Annotated in this window: 17 protein-coding genes; 16 read left to right on the top strand and 1 reads right to left on the bottom strand. The window is 39.0% G+C overall.

Annotated features, from left to right (window positions below):
* Window positions 1–165 precede the first annotated feature (165 nt).
* The 12 genes from ACFX4W_RS04120 to spoVK all read left to right on the top strand — a co-directional run bounded on the left by ACFX4W_RS04120 (window position 166) and on the right by spoVK (window position 14,944).
* Entirely contained in the window at window positions 166–342 is a 177-nt protein-coding gene (locus ACFX4W_RS04120; protein ID WP_157842229.1) for a hypothetical protein, read from the top strand.
* Between the two features lie 17 nt (window positions 343–359).
* On the top strand, window positions 360–2,117 hold the full coding sequence (locus ACFX4W_RS04115; protein WP_237074174.1) for a 2-oxoacid:acceptor oxidoreductase subunit alpha: 1,758 nt from the start codon (window positions 360–362) through the stop codon (window positions 2,115–2,117).
* Window positions 2,104–2,970 (top strand): 2-oxoacid:ferredoxin oxidoreductase subunit beta, encoded by an 867-nt coding sequence (locus ACFX4W_RS04110; protein ID WP_377559242.1) that lies wholly within the window; start codon window positions 2,104–2,106, stop codon window positions 2,968–2,970. The genes ACFX4W_RS04115 and ACFX4W_RS04110 overlap by 14 nt, the downstream gene beginning before the upstream one ends.
* Window positions 2,971–3,468: 498 nt before the next feature.
* On the top strand, window positions 3,469–4,998 hold the full coding sequence (miaB, locus tag ACFX4W_RS04105) for a tRNA (N6-isopentenyl adenosine(37)-C2)-methylthiotransferase MiaB (RefSeq protein WP_013084741.1): 1,530 nt from the start codon (window positions 3,469–3,471) through the stop codon (window positions 4,996–4,998).
* A gap of 1 nt (window position 4,999) precedes the next feature.
* On the top strand, window positions 5,000–5,431 hold the full coding sequence (locus tag ACFX4W_RS04100) for a YlbF/YmcA family competence regulator (RefSeq protein ID WP_013058797.1): 432 nt from the start codon (window positions 5,000–5,002) through the stop codon (window positions 5,429–5,431).
* A gap of 223 nt (window positions 5,432–5,654) precedes the next feature.
* Window positions 5,655–6,200, top strand: coding sequence for an outer spore coat protein CotE (locus ACFX4W_RS04095; RefSeq protein ID WP_013058796.1), 546 nt, complete (start codon window positions 5,655–5,657; stop codon window positions 6,198–6,200).
* 177 nt (window positions 6,201–6,377) lie between these two features.
* Window positions 6,378–7,775, top strand: coding sequence for a branched-chain amino acid transporter BcaP (bcaP, locus tag ACFX4W_RS04090; protein ID WP_013084740.1), 1,398 nt, complete (start codon window positions 6,378–6,380; stop codon window positions 7,773–7,775).
* A gap of 163 nt (window positions 7,776–7,938) precedes the next feature.
* On the top strand, window positions 7,939–10,596 hold the full coding sequence (mutS, locus tag ACFX4W_RS04085) for a DNA mismatch repair protein MutS (RefSeq protein WP_043976558.1): 2,658 nt from the start codon (window positions 7,939–7,941) through the stop codon (window positions 10,594–10,596).
* Window positions 10,597–10,614: 18 nt separating this feature from the next.
* The gene (gene mutL / locus ACFX4W_RS04080) at window positions 10,615–12,492 is read left to right on the top strand and encodes a DNA mismatch repair endonuclease MutL (protein WP_043976560.1); all 1,878 of its coding nucleotides are present in this window, start codon (window positions 10,615–10,617) and stop codon (window positions 12,490–12,492) included.
* Between the two features lie 100 nt (window positions 12,493–12,592).
* Window positions 12,593–13,543, top strand: coding sequence for a tRNA (adenosine(37)-N6)-dimethylallyltransferase MiaA (gene miaA / locus ACFX4W_RS04075; RefSeq protein ID WP_043976720.1), 951 nt, complete (start codon window positions 12,593–12,595; stop codon window positions 13,541–13,543).
* A gap of 32 nt (window positions 13,544–13,575) precedes the next feature.
* Entirely contained in the window at window positions 13,576–13,800 is a 225-nt protein-coding gene (gene hfq, locus ACFX4W_RS04070) for an RNA chaperone Hfq (RefSeq protein WP_013058791.1), read from the top strand.
* A 187-nt stretch (window positions 13,801–13,987) separates the two neighbouring features.
* A complete protein-coding gene (gene spoVK / locus ACFX4W_RS04065; RefSeq protein ID WP_016765353.1) occupies window positions 13,988–14,944 on the top strand; it encodes a stage V sporulation protein K in 957 nt (318 codons plus the stop codon).
* Window positions 14,945–14,976: 32 nt separating this feature from the next.
* Here the strand turns inward: spoVK and ACFX4W_RS04060 are convergent, their stop codons facing one another.
* The gene (locus ACFX4W_RS04060) at window positions 14,977–15,588 is read right to left on the bottom strand and encodes a trimeric intracellular cation channel family protein (RefSeq protein ID WP_013084735.1); all 612 of its coding nucleotides are present in this window, start codon (window positions 15,586–15,588) and stop codon (window positions 14,977–14,979) included.
* 277 nt (window positions 15,589–15,865) lie between these two features.
* On the opposite strand from ACFX4W_RS04060, the gene hflX reads away from it, so the two are divergent.
* From hflX to glnA, 4 genes are all read left to right on the top strand, one after another.
* Window positions 15,866–17,128, top strand: coding sequence for a GTPase HflX (hflX, locus tag ACFX4W_RS04055; protein WP_080781559.1), 1,263 nt, complete (start codon window positions 15,866–15,868; stop codon window positions 17,126–17,128).
* Between the two features lie 14 nt (window positions 17,129–17,142).
* Window positions 17,143–18,405: a methionine gamma-lyase family protein gene (locus tag ACFX4W_RS04050; protein ID WP_043976562.1), complete on the top strand. Its 1,263-nt coding sequence runs from the start codon at window positions 17,143–17,145 to the stop codon at window positions 18,403–18,405.
* A gap of 190 nt (window positions 18,406–18,595) precedes the next feature.
* The gene (locus tag ACFX4W_RS04045; RefSeq protein ID WP_013058786.1) at window positions 18,596–19,003 is read left to right on the top strand and encodes a MerR family transcriptional regulator; all 408 of its coding nucleotides are present in this window, start codon (window positions 18,596–18,598) and stop codon (window positions 19,001–19,003) included.
* A gap of 83 nt (window positions 19,004–19,086) precedes the next feature.
* Window positions 19,087–20,421 (top strand): type I glutamate--ammonia ligase, encoded by a 1,335-nt coding sequence (glnA, locus tag ACFX4W_RS04040; RefSeq protein WP_013058785.1) that lies wholly within the window; start codon window positions 19,087–19,089, stop codon window positions 20,419–20,421.
* Window positions 20,422–21,045: the final 624 nt, after the last annotated feature.

Below are 21,045 nucleotides of genomic sequence, written 5' to 3'. Positions count from 1 at the left end.
TCTTGGAAAAGCTCTTTTTTATAGAAGTTATTTATATACTAATGCCTCATGTAAAGACAGAAAAGATCATTAAAAAACTTCATCTTATTCATTAAATATAAATATAATTAAAACGATTGAGAATTCAATGAAAAGGGTTGCATTTTTCTGGCAATCGGAATAAAATTGAAAACGGATTATGGAGCTGCTCAAGCAGAAACGTATCCTGCACAGCCACAAGGTGCTGTGGGAGTTTTGCAGATGATTTTGGTTGGTGAAATGCAGAAGCAAATGAAATCGTTTGCTAATTTACTTTTTTCAGTTTTTATCAATAAAATAGATTTCTATATTATAAGCAATTAAAGGAGTGGCGTTGATTTATGGTACAGCAACTTTCATGGAAAGTTGGCGGACAGCAGGGTGAGGGAATCGAAAGTACGGGAGAAATTTTTTCAACCGCTTTAAATCGATTAGGTTATTACTTATACGGCTATCGTCATTTTTCTTCTCGTATCAAAGGTGGACATACAAATAATAAGATTCGAGTGAGTACAACTCAAGTTCGATCTGTGTCAGATGATTTGGATATTTTAGTTGCGTTCGATCAGGAAACAATCGATGTAAACGTCCATGAGCTGCGCGCAGGAGGCGTTGTAATTGCAGATGCGAAATTCAACCCAAGTCTGCCCGAAACATGTACAACTGCTACGCTATATGCTGTTCCGTTTACGGAAATTGCAACGGAATTAGGAACGTCGCTAATGAAAAACATGGTTGCTGTAGGCGCTTCAAGTGCTGTGCTTCATATTGACACAGAAGTATTTGAAGAAGTAGTACTTGAAATCTTCGGTAAAAAGGGCCAAAAAGTTGTACAAAAAAACATGGAAGCTATTAAAAAAGGTGCAGATTACATTCGTGAACAGCTAGGCGAACAATTAGAAACAATGAAACTAGATCCAGCGGATGGTAAAAAACGTATGTTTATGATTGGAAACGATGCGATTGCGCTGGGTGCTTTAGCCGGTGGGGCTCGTTTTATGCCAGCATATCCAATTACTCCTGCTTCAGAAATCATGGAATACTTAATTAAAAAGCTTCCTCAATTTGGTGGAACCGTTATTCAAACAGAAGATGAAATCGCAGCATGTACGATGGCTATCGGAGCTAACTATGCAGGCGTACGTGCGCTGACAGCATCAGCTGGACCAGGTTTATCCTTAATGATGGAGTCGATTGGATTAGCAGGAATCACTGAGCAGCCTGTTGTGATTATAGATACTCAGCGCGGCGGGCCAAGTACAGGTCTTCCAACTAAGCAAGAACAGTCTGATTTAATGGCCATGATTTACGGTACGCACGGTGAAATTCCGAAGATCGTCATGGCGCCAAGTACGGTTGAAGAAGCATTCTACGATACGATTGAAGCGTTTAACTTAGCAGAAGAATATCAGTGCCCAGTTATTATGCTAACGGATTTACAGCTTTCACTTGGGAAGCAATCAGTAGAACCGCTTGACTATAATCGCGTTGAAATCCGCCGCGGTAAGCTTCAGCAAGGAGAGCTAGAAGAGCTGGAAGAAAAACAATACTACAAGCGCTACCGCGTAACAAAAGACGGCGTATCACCACGCGTCATTCCAGGAATGAAGCATGGCATTCATCACGTGACGGGAGTAGAACATGATGAGACAGGAAAGCCATCTGAATCTCCGGTGAACCGCGATGATCAAATGAATAAGCGTCTTCGTAAAACAAAAGGAATTCGTTTTAATACGCCAATTCATGTTCACTCTCATGAAAAAGAGTCTGATATTTTATTTGTTGGATTTAATTCGACGCGTGGAGTTATTGAAGAGGCAATGGGACGTTTGGAACAGGACGGTATAAAAGTAAATCACGCTCACATTCGTTTGATTCATCCGTTCCCAGCTGACGAACTGCTTCCTTACGTGCAAGGAGCTAAAAAAGTAGTCGTCGTTGAAAACAATGCTACTGGACAGCTTGCTAATATTTTAAAAATGAATATTGCAAGTCATGATAAAATTCAAAGCGTATTGAAGTATGATGGAAATCCATTTCTTCCGCAAGAAGTATACGCAAAAAGTAAGGAGATGTTTGTGTTAAATGGCAACGTTTAAAGATTTTCGTAACAGTGTAAAACCTAACTGGTGTCCGGGGTGTGGAGATTTCTCCGTACAGGCAGCCATTCAACGCGCATCTGCTAACGTAGGTTTAGAACCTCATGAGCTTGCTGTTATTTCAGGTATTGGATGTTCTGGACGTATCTCTGGTTATATTAATTCATATGGTTTTCATGGTATTCACGGACGTGCGCTTCCAATCGCTCAAGGTGTAAAAATGGCTAATCGTGACTTAACCGTTATCGCATCTGGCGGTGATGGAGATGGGTTTGCTATAGGTATGGGACACACGGTACATGCGATTCGCCGAAACATCGATGTAACGTATATCGTAATGGATAACCAAATCTATGGTTTAACAAAAGGACAAACATCTCCTCGCAGTGAAGTAGGATTCAAGACAAAAAGTACGCCTGAAGGATCAATCGAGTCGTCTTTATCTGTCATGGAGCTTGCGTTAACTTCTGGAGCAACGTTTGTGGCGCAAAGCTTTTCAACGAATTTAAAAGAGTTAACAAGCTTAATTGAACAAGGCATCCAGCATAAAGGTTTTTCCTTAATTAACGTATTTAGCCCGTGCGTAACGTATAACAAAGTGAACACGTATGATTGGTTTAAAGAAAACCTAACTAGTCTTAGCACAATTGAAGGTTATGATGCAAACAATCGTATGCAAGCTATGCAGACGTTAATGGAGCATAACGGCTTAGTAACAGGGCTTATTTATCAAAATGCGCATCAGCCGTCGTATCAGCAGCTTGTTCATGGTTATAGTGAAGAGCCGCTGTCAAAAACAGACTTAGGTATGACTGAGGAAAAATTTGATGAGCTAGTAGCTGAATTTATGTAAAAGAGGCTGCAATAAAAGCAGTTTAGTAGAGGGGAAATCCGAACGGTGAACTGAGATTCTTGATGGAGAATCCAACTCGTTCGGATTTTTTCATAGTGATAGCGAACGTAGGTTTCATGTAGGGAGTGGCTTCTAGCTGTTAATTGGAGAGCTAGGAGAAGGCTCATCGGCCGCTCGCCGAAAGCGAAGTTTTGCACAGAAATCAACAGCGGTGTAATAAGCGAGTTTCTATGAGCTCTTTTATCCCATTTGTTCGTCTCTAAAATAGATTAATTTAGTTATGTATCAATCTCTTTTTGTTATTTAATAAATGTTTCGAAAGACGAAAGAAATTTTAACGAAACAGGTATAGAAAATAGGTATATGATTGTGTTCGCTACTTGAAAGTTATATACTATGTTAATGTGATGAGTTTTATGCATAAGCATAAGGCTGTCACATTTTTTTGCGATTTACAGGTGCAACGTGACAATTGTCATGGCGAAAGGAGATTTTTTTATGAACGAAAAACAACGTTTAGAAAGCAACCAAGTTAATCCAGCGGACAAAAAATCCGAAAAGGATTACAGTAAATATTTTCAAACAGTATACATGCCACCTTCTTTAAAAGATGCGAAAAAACGAGGAAAAGAAGAAGTTTCCTATCACAATGATTTTGCAATCGATGAACAGTTTCATGGAATGGGACAGGGACGTAAATTTTATATCCGTACGTACGGCTGTCAAATGAATGAGCACGATACAGAAGTAATGGCTGGTATTTTTCTAGGCCTTGGCTACGAGCCAACTGACTCTGTTGAAGATGCTCATGTTATTTTATTGAATACGTGTGCAATCCGTGAAAATGCGGAAAATAAAGTGTTTGGTGAATTAGGACACTTGAAGGCCTTAAAGCGCGAGCGCCCTGAGCTATTAATCGGCGTCTGCGGATGTATGTCTCAAGAAGAGTCAGTTGTAAATAAAATTTTACAAAAACATCAGCACGTGGATATGATTTTTGGTACACACAACATTCACCGTTTGCCTCACATTTTAAACGAAGCATACTTAGCAAAAGAAATGGTGATTGAAGTATGGTCTAAAGAAGGGGACGTTATTGAAAACCTTCCAAGAGCACGTAAAGGCAGCGTCAAAGCATGGGTTAACATCATGTACGGCTGTGACAAGTTCTGTACGTACTGTATCGTTCCGTATACGCGAGGAAAAGAACGAAGCCGCCGTCCAGAAGACATTATCCAAGAAGTACGTCATTTAGCTGCTCAAGGCTACAAAGAAATTACGCTTTTAGGTCAAAATGTTAATGCATATGGAAAAGATTTTGAAGACATAACGTACGGCCTAGGCGACTTAATGGACGAAATCCGTAAAATTGACGTTGCTCGTATCCGTTTTACAACAAGTCATCCTCGCGACTTTGATGACCGTTTAATTGAAGTTCTTGCTAAAGGCGGAAATCTTGTCGACCACATTCATTTGCCTGTTCAATCAGGAAGCAGTGATATCTTAAAAATTATGGCACGAAAATATTCTCGTGAACATTATTTAGAGCTTGTTCGTAAAATTAAAGAAGCCATTCCAACAGCATCATTAACAACTGATATTATTGTTGGTTTCCCAAATGAAACAGATGAGCAGTTTGAAGAAACAATGTCGCTATACCGTGAGGTTGAATTCGATAGTGCTTATACATTTATTTATTCACCTCGTGAAGGTACGCCAGCTGCTAAGATGCAAGACAACGTACCAATGGAAGTGAAAAAAGAGCGTCTTCAACGCTTAAATGCTCTTGTAAATGAAATTTCTGCAAAGAAATTGAAGGAATATGAAGGTAAAGTTGTCGAAGTATTAGTAGAAGGTGAAAGTAAAAATAATCCGGAAGTATTAGCAGGCTACACGGAAAAAAGTAAGCTTGTAAACTTCAAAGCACCTAAGTCAGTAATTGGGCAACTTGTAAAAGTAAAAGTTACAAAAGCCAAAACATGGACATTAAACGGGGAAATGGTAGAAGAAACAGCAGAGGTGAAGTAATATGGCGCAGTATAACAAGAGTGACGTAATTAAACGTGCTCAAGAGCTGGCAAAAATGATTGCTGAAACAGAAGAAGTAGATTTCTTCAAGCGTGCCGAAGCTCAGCTTAACGAAAATCAAAAAGTGCGTGAAACCATTGCAAGTATTAAAAGTTTGCAAAAACAAGCTGTTAATTTCCAACATTACGGTAAAACAGAAGCGTTAAAACAAGTGGAGGCAAAAATCGATCGTTTACAGGAAGAGCTGGATGAACTGCCGATTATTCAGCAGTTTCAAGAGTCTCAAATAAACGTGAATGATTTGCTTCAACTTGTTGCTAACACTATTTCAAACACAGTAACGGATGAAATTATTGTGTCAACAGATGGTGATTTACTGCGCGGTGAAACAGGTTCACAGGTGCGAAACAGCCCTGGATCTAGCTGCTCATAAAAAAAATGCCTCAGCAATTTGCTGAGGCATTTTTTTGTGCATCCCGTGGCATGAAAATTGGGCAGATTTTCTCTCTAATAATTGTCACGTTTTTCTATATCCTTGCATACAATGGAACATAGGTTTTTTATGCCTTAAACCTAGTTTCTTAAAAATAATGTGCAAACAAGTGAATGAGCCTGCATAGGATGAAATGAAGATAGTTTGAGGAGGGTATGCTCACATGTCACAACACTATAGAGAAATTATTACAAAAGCAGTCGTAGGTAAAGGTCGCAAGTTTACACAATCGTCTCATACGCTTGCACCGAAAAATCGACCAACAAGCATCTTAGGGTGCTGGGTGATTAACCATGAGTACAAAGCAAAGAAAAGCGGCAGCAATGTAGAAGTTGACGGCAGATATGATATTAACATCTGGTATTCGTACAATAATAATACAAAAACCGAAGTTTGGACGGAAACCGTATCATACAAAGATAATATTAAGCTGCGCTATAAAGACGAAGATTCGATTGGAGACGATTACGAAGTAATTGTTCGCGTGCTCCAGCAGCCAAATTGCCTAGAGTGCACAATTTCACCAAATGGCAATAAAACGATTGTTCAAGTAGAGAGAGAATTGTTGGCGGAAGTGATTGGCGAAACCAAGGTTTGTGTTGCAGTAAATCCGAAAGGCTGCGATGATGAAGACGAATTTGATTTAGACGTAGATGACGATGAATTTGAAGATTTGGATCCTGATTTTATATTAGGGGACGATGAGTAACTAGGAAGAAGTTCTTCCTAGTTTTTTTATTTTTACTATTTTAAGAAAATTCTTATAAAAATAAAAAAATATATTGCTTTTTGTCGAATCCGCAGTGTATAGTAAATCTAAAGAAAATAATGCATTAATTTTCAGAAAATTTAGTTATATCAGATAAGTATTTCTTGGGGGTTTACTATGAGCTTATTTCGTAAAAAATCAATTCAAACGTTAATTAGTGAAACCAACTCTAAAGGTGTTAAATTAAAAAAGGATTTAGGCGCTTTCGATTTAACAATGTTAGGAATTGGAGCTATTATCGGAACCGGAATTTTTGTATTAACGGGCGTAGCCGCCGCTGAACATGCCGGTCCAGCTTTAGTTATATCTTTCATTATGTCAGGACTTGCGTGTGTGTTTGCAGCTCTTTGTTATGCAGAGTTTGCCTCAACAGTTCCCGTTTCAGGAAGTGCATACACTTACAGTTATGCAACATTTGGTGAATTAATCGCTTGGATTTTAGGGTGGGATCTTATCTTGGAATACGGTCTTGCTTCTTCTGCTGTAGCCAGCGGATGGTCCGGGTATTTCCAAGGATTATTAGCAGGGTTTGGCATACATTTTCCAAAAGCTTTAACGAGTGCATATAATCCTGCAAACGGCACGTATATTGATATTCCAGCAATTATGATCGTATTTTTAATCACATTACTTTTAACGCAAGGAGTAAAAAAATCTTCACGTTTTAATGCTATCATGGTTATTATTAAACTGGCTGTTGTACTTCTGTTTATCGGGGTAGGAGTTAGCTATGTTAAACCAGAAAACTGGACGCCGTTTATGCCGTTTGGTTTCTCGGGAGTAGCGACAGGAGCAGCAACTGTATTCTTCGCCTACATTGGGTTTGATGCTGTAGCAACAGCGGCCGAGGAAGTACGCAAGCCTCAGCGGGATATGCCAATTGGAATTATCGCATCTCTTGCGATTTGTACAGTCCTTTATATCGTCGTATCGCTTATCTTAACAGGAATCGTACCTTATACAGAATTAAATGTTAAAAACCCTGTAGCATTTGCTTTAAGCTACATTAACCAAGACTGGGTAGCAGGATTTATTTCATTAGGCGCAATTGTTGGTATCACAACGGTACTACTCGTTATGATGTATGGACAAACTCGTTTATTTTATGCGATCAGTCGAGATGGTCTATTGCCAAAGCCTTTTTCAAAAATCAGTGAGAAAAAACAAACGCCAGTAGTAAATACGTGGATTACATGTTTACTAGTATCCATCTTCTCTGGTTTAGTACCATTAGGAAGATTAGCAGAATTAACAAACATCGGTACTCTTTTTGCTTTCATGACCGTATCAATTGGAATTTTATATTTGCGTAAATCAAAACAAACTTCAGAATCGACTGGTTTCCGCGTACCGTTCGTGCCGGTGATTCCAATTTTAGCTTTTGTGTTCTGTTTATACTTAGCACTTCAGCTTCCAAAGTTAACATGGATTAGTTTCGTAATTTGGCTTGTACTAGGGCTAGTGGTTTACTTCTTATACGGACGTAAGCATAGTCATTTGAACAGCAGTAAATAATGAAAAGCTTCGGACAAGCTTCTTCCTTCGTCCGAAGCTTTTTTATTTGTTTTATAAAAAGAAATTGAAGATTGTTCTATTTGAATAAATTAAGTTTAAGAAAGACTTATGTTATAATACGTGTAGCAAAAACGCACAACTAGATGTGGTATGGAGGAATAGTATGGCAGCGTATACGCCAATGATACAGCAATATTTGAGAATTAAGGCAGAGTATCAAGATGCCTTTTTATTTTTTAGATTAGGTGATTTTTATGAAATGTTCTTTGAAGATGCTACGACAGCTTCTCAAGAACTTGAAATAACATTAACAAGCCGAGACGGAGGAGGACAAGAGAGAATTCCGATGTGCGGGGTTCCGTATCACTCTGCTCCTACGTATATCGAGCGTTTAATTGAAAAGGGATTTAAAGTAGCTATTTGTGAGCAAGTAGAAGACCCTAAGCATGCAAAAGGTGTTGTAAAGCGGGAAGTGGTGCAGGTGATTTCACCCGGAACACTGATGAACGAACGCGGACTGCATGAAAAGGAAAATAACTATATTTGTTCTGTTACTGCGTTCGAGGATCAAACGTTTGGTCTTGCTCTTTCTGATTTGTCTACAGGAGAAAACAGCGTAACGCTTGTTAGTTCGTTTCACGATATAGTCTCAGAGATTTATGCAAAAGAAGCAAAAGAAGTCGTTGTAAGCTCTGAGTTTCCTGCTGACTTATTACAAACACTAAAAGAGCGCATGACGATTACCATTTCTTATGAGAATAGTACAGAGCAAGTAGAAGGACTAGATTATTTAGTCGAGTCGCTTCAGCAGCAAAAGCTTATTACAACATTTGCGCGTATTCTTCAGTATTTAACTCGCACGCAGAAGCGTTCGCTTGAACACTTACAGCCCGTGCAGTTTTATCAAATCAATGAATATATGAAAATTGATTTGTTCTCTAAGCGAAACTTAGAGTTAACCGAAACGATTCGTTCAAAAGGAAAGAAAGGCTCGCTTCTATGGTTATTAGACCAGACCGTTACGGCAATGGGCGGCCGTTTATTAAAAAATTGGATTGATCGTCCGCTTTTAAAACAAGCGGATATTGATAATCGTTTGAATATGGTAGATGTCTTAATGAAACAGTTTTTTGAACGAGAAGAACTGCGTGAGTTGCTAAAAGACGTATATGATTTAGAACGCTTAGCTGGTCGAGTCGCTTTTGGTAATGTAAATGCTCGTGATTTAATTCAATTAAAAAAATCATTGCAAAATGTGCCTCATATCCAAGAGGTTGTGAATCGTTTGAATCATCCTTATGCGACAAAGCTTGTTGAAGACATTGATCCTTGTGAGCGATTAGCTAATCTTCTTGAAAGAGGATTAAAAGAGCACCCTCCTTTGTCAATTAAAGAAGGAGACATTATTAATGACGGCTATCATGCACAGCTTGATCAATACCGAGATGCAAGCCGAAACGGAAAAACGTGGATTGCGTCACTTGAACAGCAAGAGCGTGAGAAAACAGGGATTCGCTCACTGAAAATTGGTTATAATCGCGTGTTCGGCTATTATATAGAAGTAACTCGGGCAAATTTGCATCTTTTGCCTGAAGGAATGTATGAACGAAAACAGACGTTAACCAATGCAGAACGTTTTATTACGCCTGAGCTGAAAGAAAAAGAAGCGCTAATCTTAGAAGCGGAAGAGAAAATTGTAGAGCTGGAATATGAATTGTTTTTACAAATCCGTGAAGAAGTAAAAGCATATATTCCAAGGCTGCAAGAACTCGCTAAAAAAGTAAGTGAGCTTGACGTACTGCAGTGCTTTGCAAAAATCAGTGAAGAACGCCATTACACGAAGCCTATTTTTTCAAGTGAAGATATTTCGATTCAAAATGGACGCCATCCAGTGGTAGAAAAAGTAATGAATTCGCAGGAATACGTGCCAAACGACTGTCAAATGACGGATGATAGTTCAATTTTACTGATTACAGGACCCAATATGTCTGGTAAAAGTACGTACATGCGCCAGGTCGCTTTAACGGCGATACTAGCTCAAATTGGCTGTTTTGTGCCAGCAGACGAAGCGGTTCTGCCGATTTTTGATCAAGTATTTACACGTATCGGAGCAGCCGATGACTTAATTTCAGGTCAAAGTACGTTTATGGTCGAGATGCTAGAAACGAAAAATGCAGTGACAAATGCCACTCAGTCGAGTCTAATTCTATTAGATGAAATTGGACGCGGCACGTCTACGTATGACGGAATGGCTCTTGCTCAAGCAATTATTGAATACGTTCATGAACATATTGGCTGTAAGACCCTATTTTCTACTCATTATCATGAATTAACCGTACTCGATGAGTCGCTTCCTGCGCTTAAAAATGTTCATGTAAGCGCGGTTGAAAAAAATGGGAAGGTGGTCTTTTTACACAAAATCAAAGATGGTGCTGCAGACAAAAGTTATGGTATTCACGTAGCGGAACTAGCAGAACTTCCAGATCCGCTTCTAGAGCGAGCTCGCGTCATCTTACAAGATTTAGAACAATCTTCTGAGCGTGAGCCTGTACGTCAGGCTCTAAAAAGAGAAGAGATGACACAACAAGTTCCACAAGAAGGTGCTTCTTTGGTTCAAGAAGAACGTGCAGATAGTAAAAAAGCAGATGAAGCCAACCAGCTTTCGTTCTTTGAAATAGAAGAAAAAAAAGAAAAGCCTGCGCTTTCGAAACGGGAAAAAGCAATTATAGATCGTTTAAAAGAGCTGGATATTTTAGAAATGACGCCTTTAGACGCAATGAATGCGATGTATGAACTGCAAAAATCATTAAAGAAGAAATAGAGTGAGAGGAGTGAGTCTGTGGGTAAAATTGTGCAGCTTTCAGACGAACTTTCAAATAAAATTGCTGCCGGAGAGGTTGTTGAACGACCTGCTTCGGTGGTGAAAGAACTAGTCGAAAATGCTATTGATGCAAACAGTACAGTTATTGAAATTGAGCTAGAAGAAGCTGGGCTTTCAAAAATTCGTATATTGGATAATGGAGACGGCATTGCTTCTGAAGACTGCTTGACCGCTTTTAAAAGACATGCGACAAGTAAAATCAAAACAGAACAAGATTTATTTCGAATTCGAACGTTAGGATTTCGTGGTGAAGCTTTGCCAAGTATTGCTTCAGTTTCAATGCTTGAACTCAAAACGAGTACGGGAGAAGAAGCCGGCACTCATCTTAAACTTAGAGGCGGAGAAATCGTTCATCACGAATTAACGTCAAGCCGAAAAGGTACCGAACTTGTTATTGAAAACTTATTTTTCAACACACCTGCACGTTTGAAATATATGAAGACGGTAAACACGGAGCTTGGTAACGTAACGGATGTCGTCAATCGCCTTGCGATGTCTCATCCTGAAGTTTCAATTCGGCTGATGCATCAAGGAAGACAGCTTCTGTATACGAACGGAAGCGGAGATGTGCGCCAAGTGCTTGCCGCTATTTATGGAATGGCGGTAGCCAAAAAGATGATTCCGATTAACGTTCAGTCACTTGATTATGAAGTGAATGGTTACGTCGCTCTTCCTGAAATTACAAGAGCTTCTCGCAACTATATGTCCACCATTATTAACGGTCGGTTTGTTAAAAACTACGGGCTGTTAAAAGCGGTACAGCAGGGCTATCATACCCTTTTACCTATCGGCCGTTTTCCAATCGTGTTTTTAACCATTACAATGGACCCTTTGTTAGTGGACGTGAATGTTCATCCAGCGAAACTAGAAGTGCGCTTAAGTAAAGAAGCGGAGCTGTTTGAGCTTATTGAACAAGGAGTGAAAGCTGCTTTTAAAAAGCAGCAGTTAATTCCGGATGCTGTAGTACCAACTAAGTCAAAATCTGCTGTTCAGCCAACTGAGCAGCAGACCTTTACATTTGATCATCAGTCTAAAACGTCTGGCTATCAGCCCTCTAATACGGTTCGCGAGCCTAGTTTTAAGGAGGCTCCTGCTCGTGTAGACGAGATTATGCCGCCTGTTAAAACAGAGGTCATACGTCAAGATGAAGAACTTGAACCAACGTTTCGAGAAATAGAACACTATGAAGAATCGGTGGAAGAAAACGCTCCAATTCCAGAACCGAACCATTCAGCCAAAGAGCAGCCAGAACCGCGTGTTCCTGCGATGTACCCAATTGGTCAAATGCACGGAACGTATATTTTGGCACAAAATGAAAAAGGATTATTTATTATTGATCAGCACGCGGCGCAGGAGAGAATTAAGTACGAATATTTTAAGCGAAAGCTTGGAGAAGTAGATTCAGAAGTTCAAGAACTGCTTATGCCGCTTACGCTAGAGTTCTCGGGAAATGAAGCCTTGATTTTAGAAGAATACAAAGACATGCTTGCTGAAGTGGGAGTCTTCTTAGAATCGTTTGGACAAAACTCCTATATAGTTCGTTCGCATCCGCAGTGGTTTCCAAAAGGAGAGGAACAGGAAACCATTGAAGAAATGATTCAGCAAATCTTTACGATGAAACGAGTCAATATCGAAAAGTTACGAGAAGAAGCGGCTATTATGATGAGCTGCAAAGGATCGATTAAAGCGAATCATCATTTGCGAAACGATGAGATTTTTGCTTTACTTGAAACGTTGAGAAAAACTACGGATCCATTTACGTGTCCGCACGGACGACCAATTATTATTCATCATTCGACGTATGAAATGGAAAAAATGTTTAAGCGAGTGATGTAGGCAATGCGGCTAGCTGCAGCTAGCCGTTTTGTTGAATAAATCATGGCCATTTGGATAAAATGGAATGATGTGAATGCCTATAGATGAAAGTAGTGTTGTTATGACGGGAGAGAAACCAAAACTTATTGTCATTATTGGACCAACTGCGGTTGGTAAAACAAAATTGAGCATTGAACTTGCCAAACAGTTAGACGGAGAGATTATTTCAGGTGATTCCATGCAAATTTATAAAGGGATGGATATCGGAACTGCCAAAGTGTCAGAAGAAGAGATGCAGGGTATTCCCCATTATCTGATCGATATTAAGGAGCCAGATGAATCGTTTTCTGTGGCAGAATTTCAAGAGATTGTAAGAAAACAAATCGATGATATTCACGCTAGAGGAAAAATGCCGATGATTGTTGGAGGGACGGGTCTTTATATTCAATCCGTTATTTATGATTATCAGTTCACAGAAACTCCTAGTGATGAAAGAGTTCGTGAACGAATGGAAGTATTTATTAAAGCTCATGGCATTGATCCCCTGTATGAAAAGCTAAAAGAGATTGATCCAGACAGTGCAGCTGCTATCCATAAAAACAACCATCGCCGTGTAATCAGAGCGCTTGAAGTTTATGAAGTAACCGGCAAAAAATTCAGTGACTATACAAAAGAACAGTCGCAAGAGTTATTATATGACGTAAGCATTATTGGGCTTACAATGGATAGAGACGTATTATATGAGAGAATTAATCAACGAGTCGATATGATGATGCAGGCTGGACTGCTTGATGAAGTCAAATCATTGTACGAAAGTGGTCTGCATGATGTACAATCAATTCAAGCTATCGGCTACAAAGAGCTTTATGCTTATTTTGAAGGACGCTGCACGCTCGAAGAAGCCGTTGAACAGTTGAAACAAAATTCACGCAGATATGCAAAGCGTCAGTTAACGTGGTTTCGGAATAAAATGCCTGTAAAATGGATAGAGATGGAAGTTGACAAATTTCCCGAAAAGTTTGCTGAAATTTTTACATATATTGCAGGAAAGCTGAAGAAAGAAGCGAATTAAGTAAACAGATAGAGAAACGAGGAGGCCGAATAATGAAACAATCAGTTAATATTCAAGACCAATTTTTAAATCAATTACGTAAAGAAAATATCTATGTGACGGTATTTCTTTTAAATGGTTTTCAATTAAGAGGACTAATTAAAGGATTTGATAACTTTACTGTGTTAATTGAATCTGAAGGAAAACAGCAGCTGATTTATAAACATGCGATTTCGACATTTGTACCAAATAAAAATATTACAGTAGAACTTGAATAGAGACTAAAGAGAAGCATCCGCATATTCGGATGCTTTTTTTATGCAAATGAAGGCTTAAAAAAGTTTCTTAACATTGTTTTTACTCATCGAACATAAACCTTATAATAGACGATTATTTCTTCGGTAATAAGAGATCATTGTCTTCGTATCGTTCATCGCATTCAGCTATGCGATACAGAGAAGTGGGATGAAACGAGAGGTGAACATGGTGGAGCAGCCGATAACTCTTAAAAATAATGGGCAAATTAATATCATTTTAAATAATGAAACAAAAAAGGAAAAATCGTATACGACATCAATTCCGCGTCCTGCCAAAAAAGCTGTCATAAATCATGAGCCGCTTCGGGAAATTGAACGAGAAATGAGCGGACTGGTTGGAATGGAAGAATTGAAAAAAATGATAAAAGAAATATATGCGTGGTTATATATTAACAAAAAAAGAGAGGAACAGGGCTTAAAAGCGGGAAAGCAGGCGCTGCATATGATGTTTAAAGGAAATCCAGGAACAGGGAAAACGACGGTAGCCCGCCTGCTAGGTAAATTATTTTTGAATATGAACATCTTGTCTAAAGGACATTTAATTGAAGCAGAGCGGGCAGATTTAGTTGGAGAATACATTGGTCATACCGCTCAGAAAACGAGAGATCTTGTAAAAAAAGCGCTTGGAGGTATTTTATTTATTGATGAGGCTTATTCTCTTGCAAGAGGGGGAGAAAAAGATTTTGGAAAAGAAGCAATTGATACATTGGTCAAACATATGGAAGATTCAAATGATAAGTTTGTATTGATTTTAGCTGGTTATCCAAGAGAAATGGAAAATTTCTTAAGTCTTAATCCAGGGCTACGCTCTAGGTTTCCGTTTATTTTTGATTTTCCAGATTATGATGTAAATGAACTGATGGACATTGCCGGTCACATGATGAATGACAGGCAGTATCAGTTTAGTACAGAGGCCTATAAAAAGCTAAAAGATCATTTTATGGACGTGAAGTACAATCAGACGCCTAGGGATTTTAGTAACGGTCGATATGTGCGAAACATTATCGAACGTTCCATACGTACTCAATCCATGAGGCTTTTAGAAGAAGAAAGCTTTGAGCGCAACGAGCTTCTAACTTTAACGTCAAGCGATATTCAGCTGTAAAAAAAAGCCTTTCGTTACGAAAGGCTTTTTTTCTACATGTTTGGTTGTCGAATCGTTTTGATCGGCAGGCGCCATTTGTAAATATATGAACACATCCGAAGACCTACAAGTAAGATAAATAACGTATAAAGTTCTATAGGCGTATTTGTAATATGCAGCCCTACGCTAAATCCTGCGATAATCGCCCATACCGCATAAATTTCATCTTTAAGAACAGTAGGCTTTCGGCGTGCTAATAAATCTCGGATAATTCCCCCGCCGCTTCCTGTTAAGACCGCAGCTACAATAACCGCGCTAAGCGGATGGTTCATATGAGTGGCATAAAGCGCTCCTTGAATCGCGAATGCTGCAAGGCCAATGGCGTCCGAAAAGTTTCCCCATCGCTTCCAATGTTTTAAGATATTGTTTGGAAATAAAAAAGTGGCAGTGATAGATAATAAAGCAATCTGAAAAAAGAGTCCTTGTTCCCAAAGGGCAGACACCGGTACACCGATAAGCAGGTTTCGAATGGCTCCTCCGCCAAAAGCCGTTACGATTCCCAGTATGTAAACGCCTAAAATATCATACTCCTCTTCCATGGCAATGAAAGCTCCGCTGATTGCAAAGGCAATCGTTCCAATAATGCTAAGTACGTCCCAAGTCATGATGCTATCCCCTTTATTCTGTTTTCACCAAGTAGCGACTATTATTTTAAAATCAGGCAGCCTGATTCAAATTTCGATAAGTAAACCAACTCAAATTGTATACAGAATTTCGTGATATTTCAATGTTTTTTTAATCATCGTTTTATAGATTTTAAAAAGGGTGTTAAACTAGTAAAAGACAATGTATTCTGTCTCTTTTGCAAAGATGGAGAAATGGACATTTTTTTGATATGATATGAATGATTTGTCAATTTAATAGTAAGGGAAGGAAAAATCTTTGACAGCAGAAATGAATACTGAACTTGAACGCGTAATTTTAGTCGGATGTCAGCTTCATGACGATGACGAACGTTTTGAATATTCAATGGATGAGCTAGCATCTTTAACTGAGACTGCAAAAGGCGAAGTGCTGGTAAGGTTAACGCAAAAGCGCGATCGCATTCATCCAGCTACTTATATTGGAAAAGGGAAAGTAGAAGAACTTGTGGCTCTTGAAGAAGAGTTAGAGCCTGATTTAATTGTATTTAATGATGAATTGTCACCGAGTCAAATCCGCAATTTGTCAGCAGGGTTATCTGCGCGTGTTATTGACCGTACGCAGCTGATTTTGGATATCTTCGCACAGCGTGCTCAAACGCGAGAAGGAAAAATGCAGGTGGAACTTGCTCAATTAAATTATCTGCTACCTAGGTTAGTAGGACAAGGTACCGCTTTGTCGCGTCTTGGAGGCGGAATTGGAACAAGAGGTCCTGGTGAAACGAAACTTGAAAGTGACCGCAGACATATTCGCCGTAAAATTGATGAAATTAAGCGTCAGTTAAAGACAGTGGTAAGTCACCGCGAACGTTATCGAGAAAGACGTAAGCGTAATCATGTCTATCAAATTGCAATTGTGGGCTATACGAACGCTGGTAAATCGACGATCTTTAACCGTTTAACAGAGGCGGGTATTTTTGAAGAAAATCAGCTGTTTGCAACTCTTGATCCAACGACAAGACAGTATACGCTTCCGTCAGGACTAACGGCTCTGTTAACGGATACGGTTGGATTTATTCAAGATCTTCCAACAACGTTAGTAGCCGCGTTCCGTTCAACACTTGAAGAAGTAACCGAAGCTGACCTTGTTCTGCACGTGGTAGATTCATCTAATCCAGATTACAACAACCACGAAAAAACAGTGCATCGCTTACTAGAAGAGCTGAACGTAACGGACATTCCGATGCTGACAGTTTACAATAAAGAAGATATGCAGCATGAACTATTTGTCCCATCCGCTTCGACATCTTTATCAATGAGCGCTTTTAAAGCTACTGATTTAGTGAAGCTTGGAGAAAGAATTCAAGAAGAAATGAAAAAAGAAATGGCGTTTTTTCATGTGCTGCTGCCGGCTTATGAAGGAAAAATGCTCGCTGAACTCAAAACGGTCTCTATTCTTGAGTCGTTAAAATTCAATGAAGAAACTGAGAGGTATCAGTGCAAAGGGTATATTGCAAAAGAGCATCCCCTGTACAAAAAGCTACAAACGCTTGAAGAAAGTTGAGGAACAAAGAAATGATGTTTGATCAGTTAAAAAACGGGGCACGCATTCGGGAACTTGCTGCAAAAGTAGAAAAAAAAATTAAGCCTGTACATGAGAAAATTGACGAGCGTATTGAAGCAAATCAATTTCGGGTGCTGCAAAGCTTTCAGCAAAATCGAGTGAGTGATTCACATTTTAATCCGACAACGGGGTATGGATATGACGATCTAGGCCGCGATACGTTGGAGAAAGTATACGCGGACGTTTTTGGAACAGAAGCTTGTCTGGTGCGTCCGCAAATTATTTCAGGTACGCACGCAATTGGCATATCGCTGTTTGGTGTACTGCGTCCTGGAGATGAACTATTATATATAACTGGAAAGCCTTATGACACCCTTGAAGAAATTGTTGGTATACGAGGAAGCGGCGTAGGCTCTTTAAAAGAATATAATATTAGCTATAAATCAGTAGATTTAACAGCGCAAGGTCAAGTGGATTTTGAAGAAGTGAAAGCGTCTATTCATGAGCACACAAAGATGATAGGCATTCAGCGCTCAAAAGGTTACGGCATTCGCCCTTCTTTTACAGTCGCGCAAATAAAAGAAATGATTTCTTTTGTAAAGAGTATTAAGCCTGATGTTATAGTATTTGTCGATAACTGCTACGGTGAATTTGTAGAAACGATCGAGCCAACGCATGTAGGAGCAGATTTGATGGCGGGGTCGCTCATTAAGAACCCTGGTGGAGGTCTTGCTAAAATCGGCGGCTATATTGCAGGACGAAAAGACCTAGTGGAAGCTTGTTCATATCGAATGACAACTCCTGGAATCGGTGCAGAAGCTGGAGCGACGCTGTATAGCTTGCAAGAAATGTATCAAGGTTTCTTTTTGGCTCCGCACGTAGTCGGTCAAGCATTAAAAGGAGCGGTTTTCTCATCCGCTATGTTCGAAGAGCTAGGGATGCAAAGTGAACCGAAGTGGAACAGTGAACGAACGGATTTAATTCAATCCGTGCAGTTCGATGACCGCGATAAAATGGTTTCTTTTTGTCAGGCTATTCAATTTGCTTCGCCAATTAATTCACACGTAACGGCCTATCCTGCTTATATGCCAGGGTATGAAGATGATGTGATTATGGCAGCTGGAACGTTTATACAAGGAGCAAGCCTTGAGCTGACGGCAGATGGACCTATCAGGCCTCCTTATGTCGCTTACGTGCAGGGCGGGTTAACGTATGCTCACGTAAAAGTAGCAATATGCATGGCAGTAGATCAAATGCTGACGAAAGAACTTTTATAAAATATAAGATAGAAAGACTATTTTCTCCCCGCTAAGAAAGAAAAGATAGGCTTATAAAAATAAACGAAGTGCTATTTATTTGTATAGAAGAAATGTTCAGAAAAATTTATGTTAGAATTACTAACATTCGGTTGACAGGTGAACTAACATAGCATACAATGTAAATAGTTAATCCAAAGGAGGAACTGAAATGAGTGACAACATTCGAAGAAATACGCCACTTTTCCCAATTGGAATTGTGATGCAGTTAACTGAGTTGTCGGCTCGCCAAATTCGCTACTATGAAGAACATGAATTAGTTGCACCAGTAAGAACAGAGGGAAATCGACGATTATTCTCATTTAACGATGTTGATAAGCTGCTTGAAATCCGTGATCTTATTGAACAAGGTGTAAACTTAGCAGGTGTAAAGCAGCTGTTTCATCTTCAAAAGGAGCAAAAAGGGCATAAGCAAGAAGAAAAAGTTGTGGCAGCAACAGCAAAGCCAGAATTAACGGACGATGAATTGCGAAAAATGCTTCGTGCAGAACTTATGCAAGCAGGCCGTTTTAATCGAGCAACTTTAAATCAAGGAGATATGTCCAGGTTCTTTCATTAATAAAGTTATCAATATTTATGCCGTTCGTATATGAGGGGTATAGATTATAAATATTATATAGAGATTTAGGGGAGGATCACACGATGGCAAAGTACACAAAAGAAGATATTTTCCGCAAAGTTCAAGAAGAGAATGTAAAGTATATTCGTCTTCAGTTCACTGACATTTTAGGAACAATTAAAAACGTTGAAATTCCAGTAAGTCAATTAGAAAAAGCGTTAGACAACAAAATGATGTTTGACGGTTCTTCTATTGAAGGGTTTGTACGTATTGAAGAATCAGATATGTACCTATTCCCGGATATTGATACATTTGTTATTTTCCCTTGGACATCTGAAAAAGGTAAAGTAGCACGTTTTATTTGTGACATCTACAATGCAGATAGAACTCCGTTTGATGGCGATCCACGTAATAACTTAAAACGTGTGTTAAAAGAGATGGAAGAGTTAGGATTTACTGATTTTAACCTTGGACCTGAGCCAGAGTTCTTCTTATTCAAATTAGACGAAAAAGGCGAACCTACATTAGAATTAAATGATAAAGGTGGCTACTTCGACTTAGCGCCAACTGACCTTGGTGAAAACTGCCGTCGTGACATCGTATTAGAGCTTGAAGAAATGGGCTTTGAAATTGAAGCATCTCACCATGAGGTAGCTCCTGGACAACACGAGATTGACTTCAAATATGCTGCTGCATTAAAAGCTTGTGATGATATCCAAACGTTCAAACTTGTTGTAAAAACAATTGCACGTAAACATGGCTTACATGCTACATTTATGCCAAAACCATTATTTGGTGTGAATGGTTCAGGTATGCACTGTAACGTTTCATTATTTAAAGATGGTCAAAACGCATTTTATGATGAAAACGGTAATCTAGAGCTAAGTGATACTGCTCGTCAATTTATCGCAGGTATCATCAAGCACGCACACAGCTTTACAGCAGTAACAAATCCTACTGTAAACTCTTATAAGCGTCTAGTGCCTGGATATGAGGCTCCTTGTTACGTTGCATGGTCTGCTCGCAACCGTAGCCCATTAATCCGTATCCCAGCTTCTCGCGGCGTAGGAACTCGTGTTGAGGTACGTAGCGTAGACCCAGCTGCTAACCCATATTTAGCAATGGCTGTTCTATTAAAAGCTGGTTTAGATGGAATCAAGAACAACCTTGAAGCTCCAAAACCTATCGATCGTAATATCTATGTAATGACAAAAGAAGAGCGTATTGAAGAAGGTATCGTAGATTTACCTGCAACATTAGCTCAAGCTTTAGATAGCTTCCAATCAAACGAAGTTATGGTTTCTGCATTAGGTGAACACTTAGCAGAGCACTTCGTTGAAGCGAAAGAAATCGAATGGGATATGTTCCGTACACAAGTTCATCCTTGGGAACGTGACCAATACATGAGCCAATATTAATTCCTAAAAGTCCGAGAGATCGTTTATACGTTCTCTCGGACTTTTTTTGTTTTTCAAAATGAATAACATTGCGCATATTAAATATCGAACTAAGCTGTTCATAAAACAAGTATAGCTGCCTGTCGTACAATTTACGGGAGGCTTTTTTATGGTTTTGTTAGATACAGGAAAGAATTTGGTTATAAGAATTAAAAAGGATAAGCTTTTTGTCTCATTGAATCTATATGTAAAAGTAGTGTATAACAGATAGAGAGATTGTTTATGTGTTCACTCTGCACTTCAGTATAACTTCAAAGAATTTTCAGCCAGTCGTAGTATCATTAGAAAATACTGTTGGAGAGGAATGGAATGAAAATGCAAGAAGGAAATTTTTTTAAAGGTTTAGTAATAGGCATATTAATAAGCATTCCAATTTGGATTATTCTCATTGTTATAGGCGTTCTGCTTTTTAAATAGGCCCGTTCTCATAATAGAATAGACAAAACTTTCCTTTTAGTGTATACTTCAAATGAAAATGATAATTATTATCATTTAATCAACGAATCAACACTCTGCATATAGCTATCACTCCTTGAGAGCTATCCCTATTTAATATTCTGTCTACAACGCAGAATAAACCGCTGC

The sequence above is a fragment of the Priestia sp. YIM B13489 genome, from assembly GCF_042787645.1.
Classification (GTDB): domain Bacteria; phylum Bacillota; class Bacilli; order Bacillales; family Bacillaceae_H; genus Priestia; species Priestia megaterium.
The sequence above is the reverse complement of the archived record's forward strand: the minus strand, read 5'-3'. Positions and strand labels throughout refer to the sequence as shown.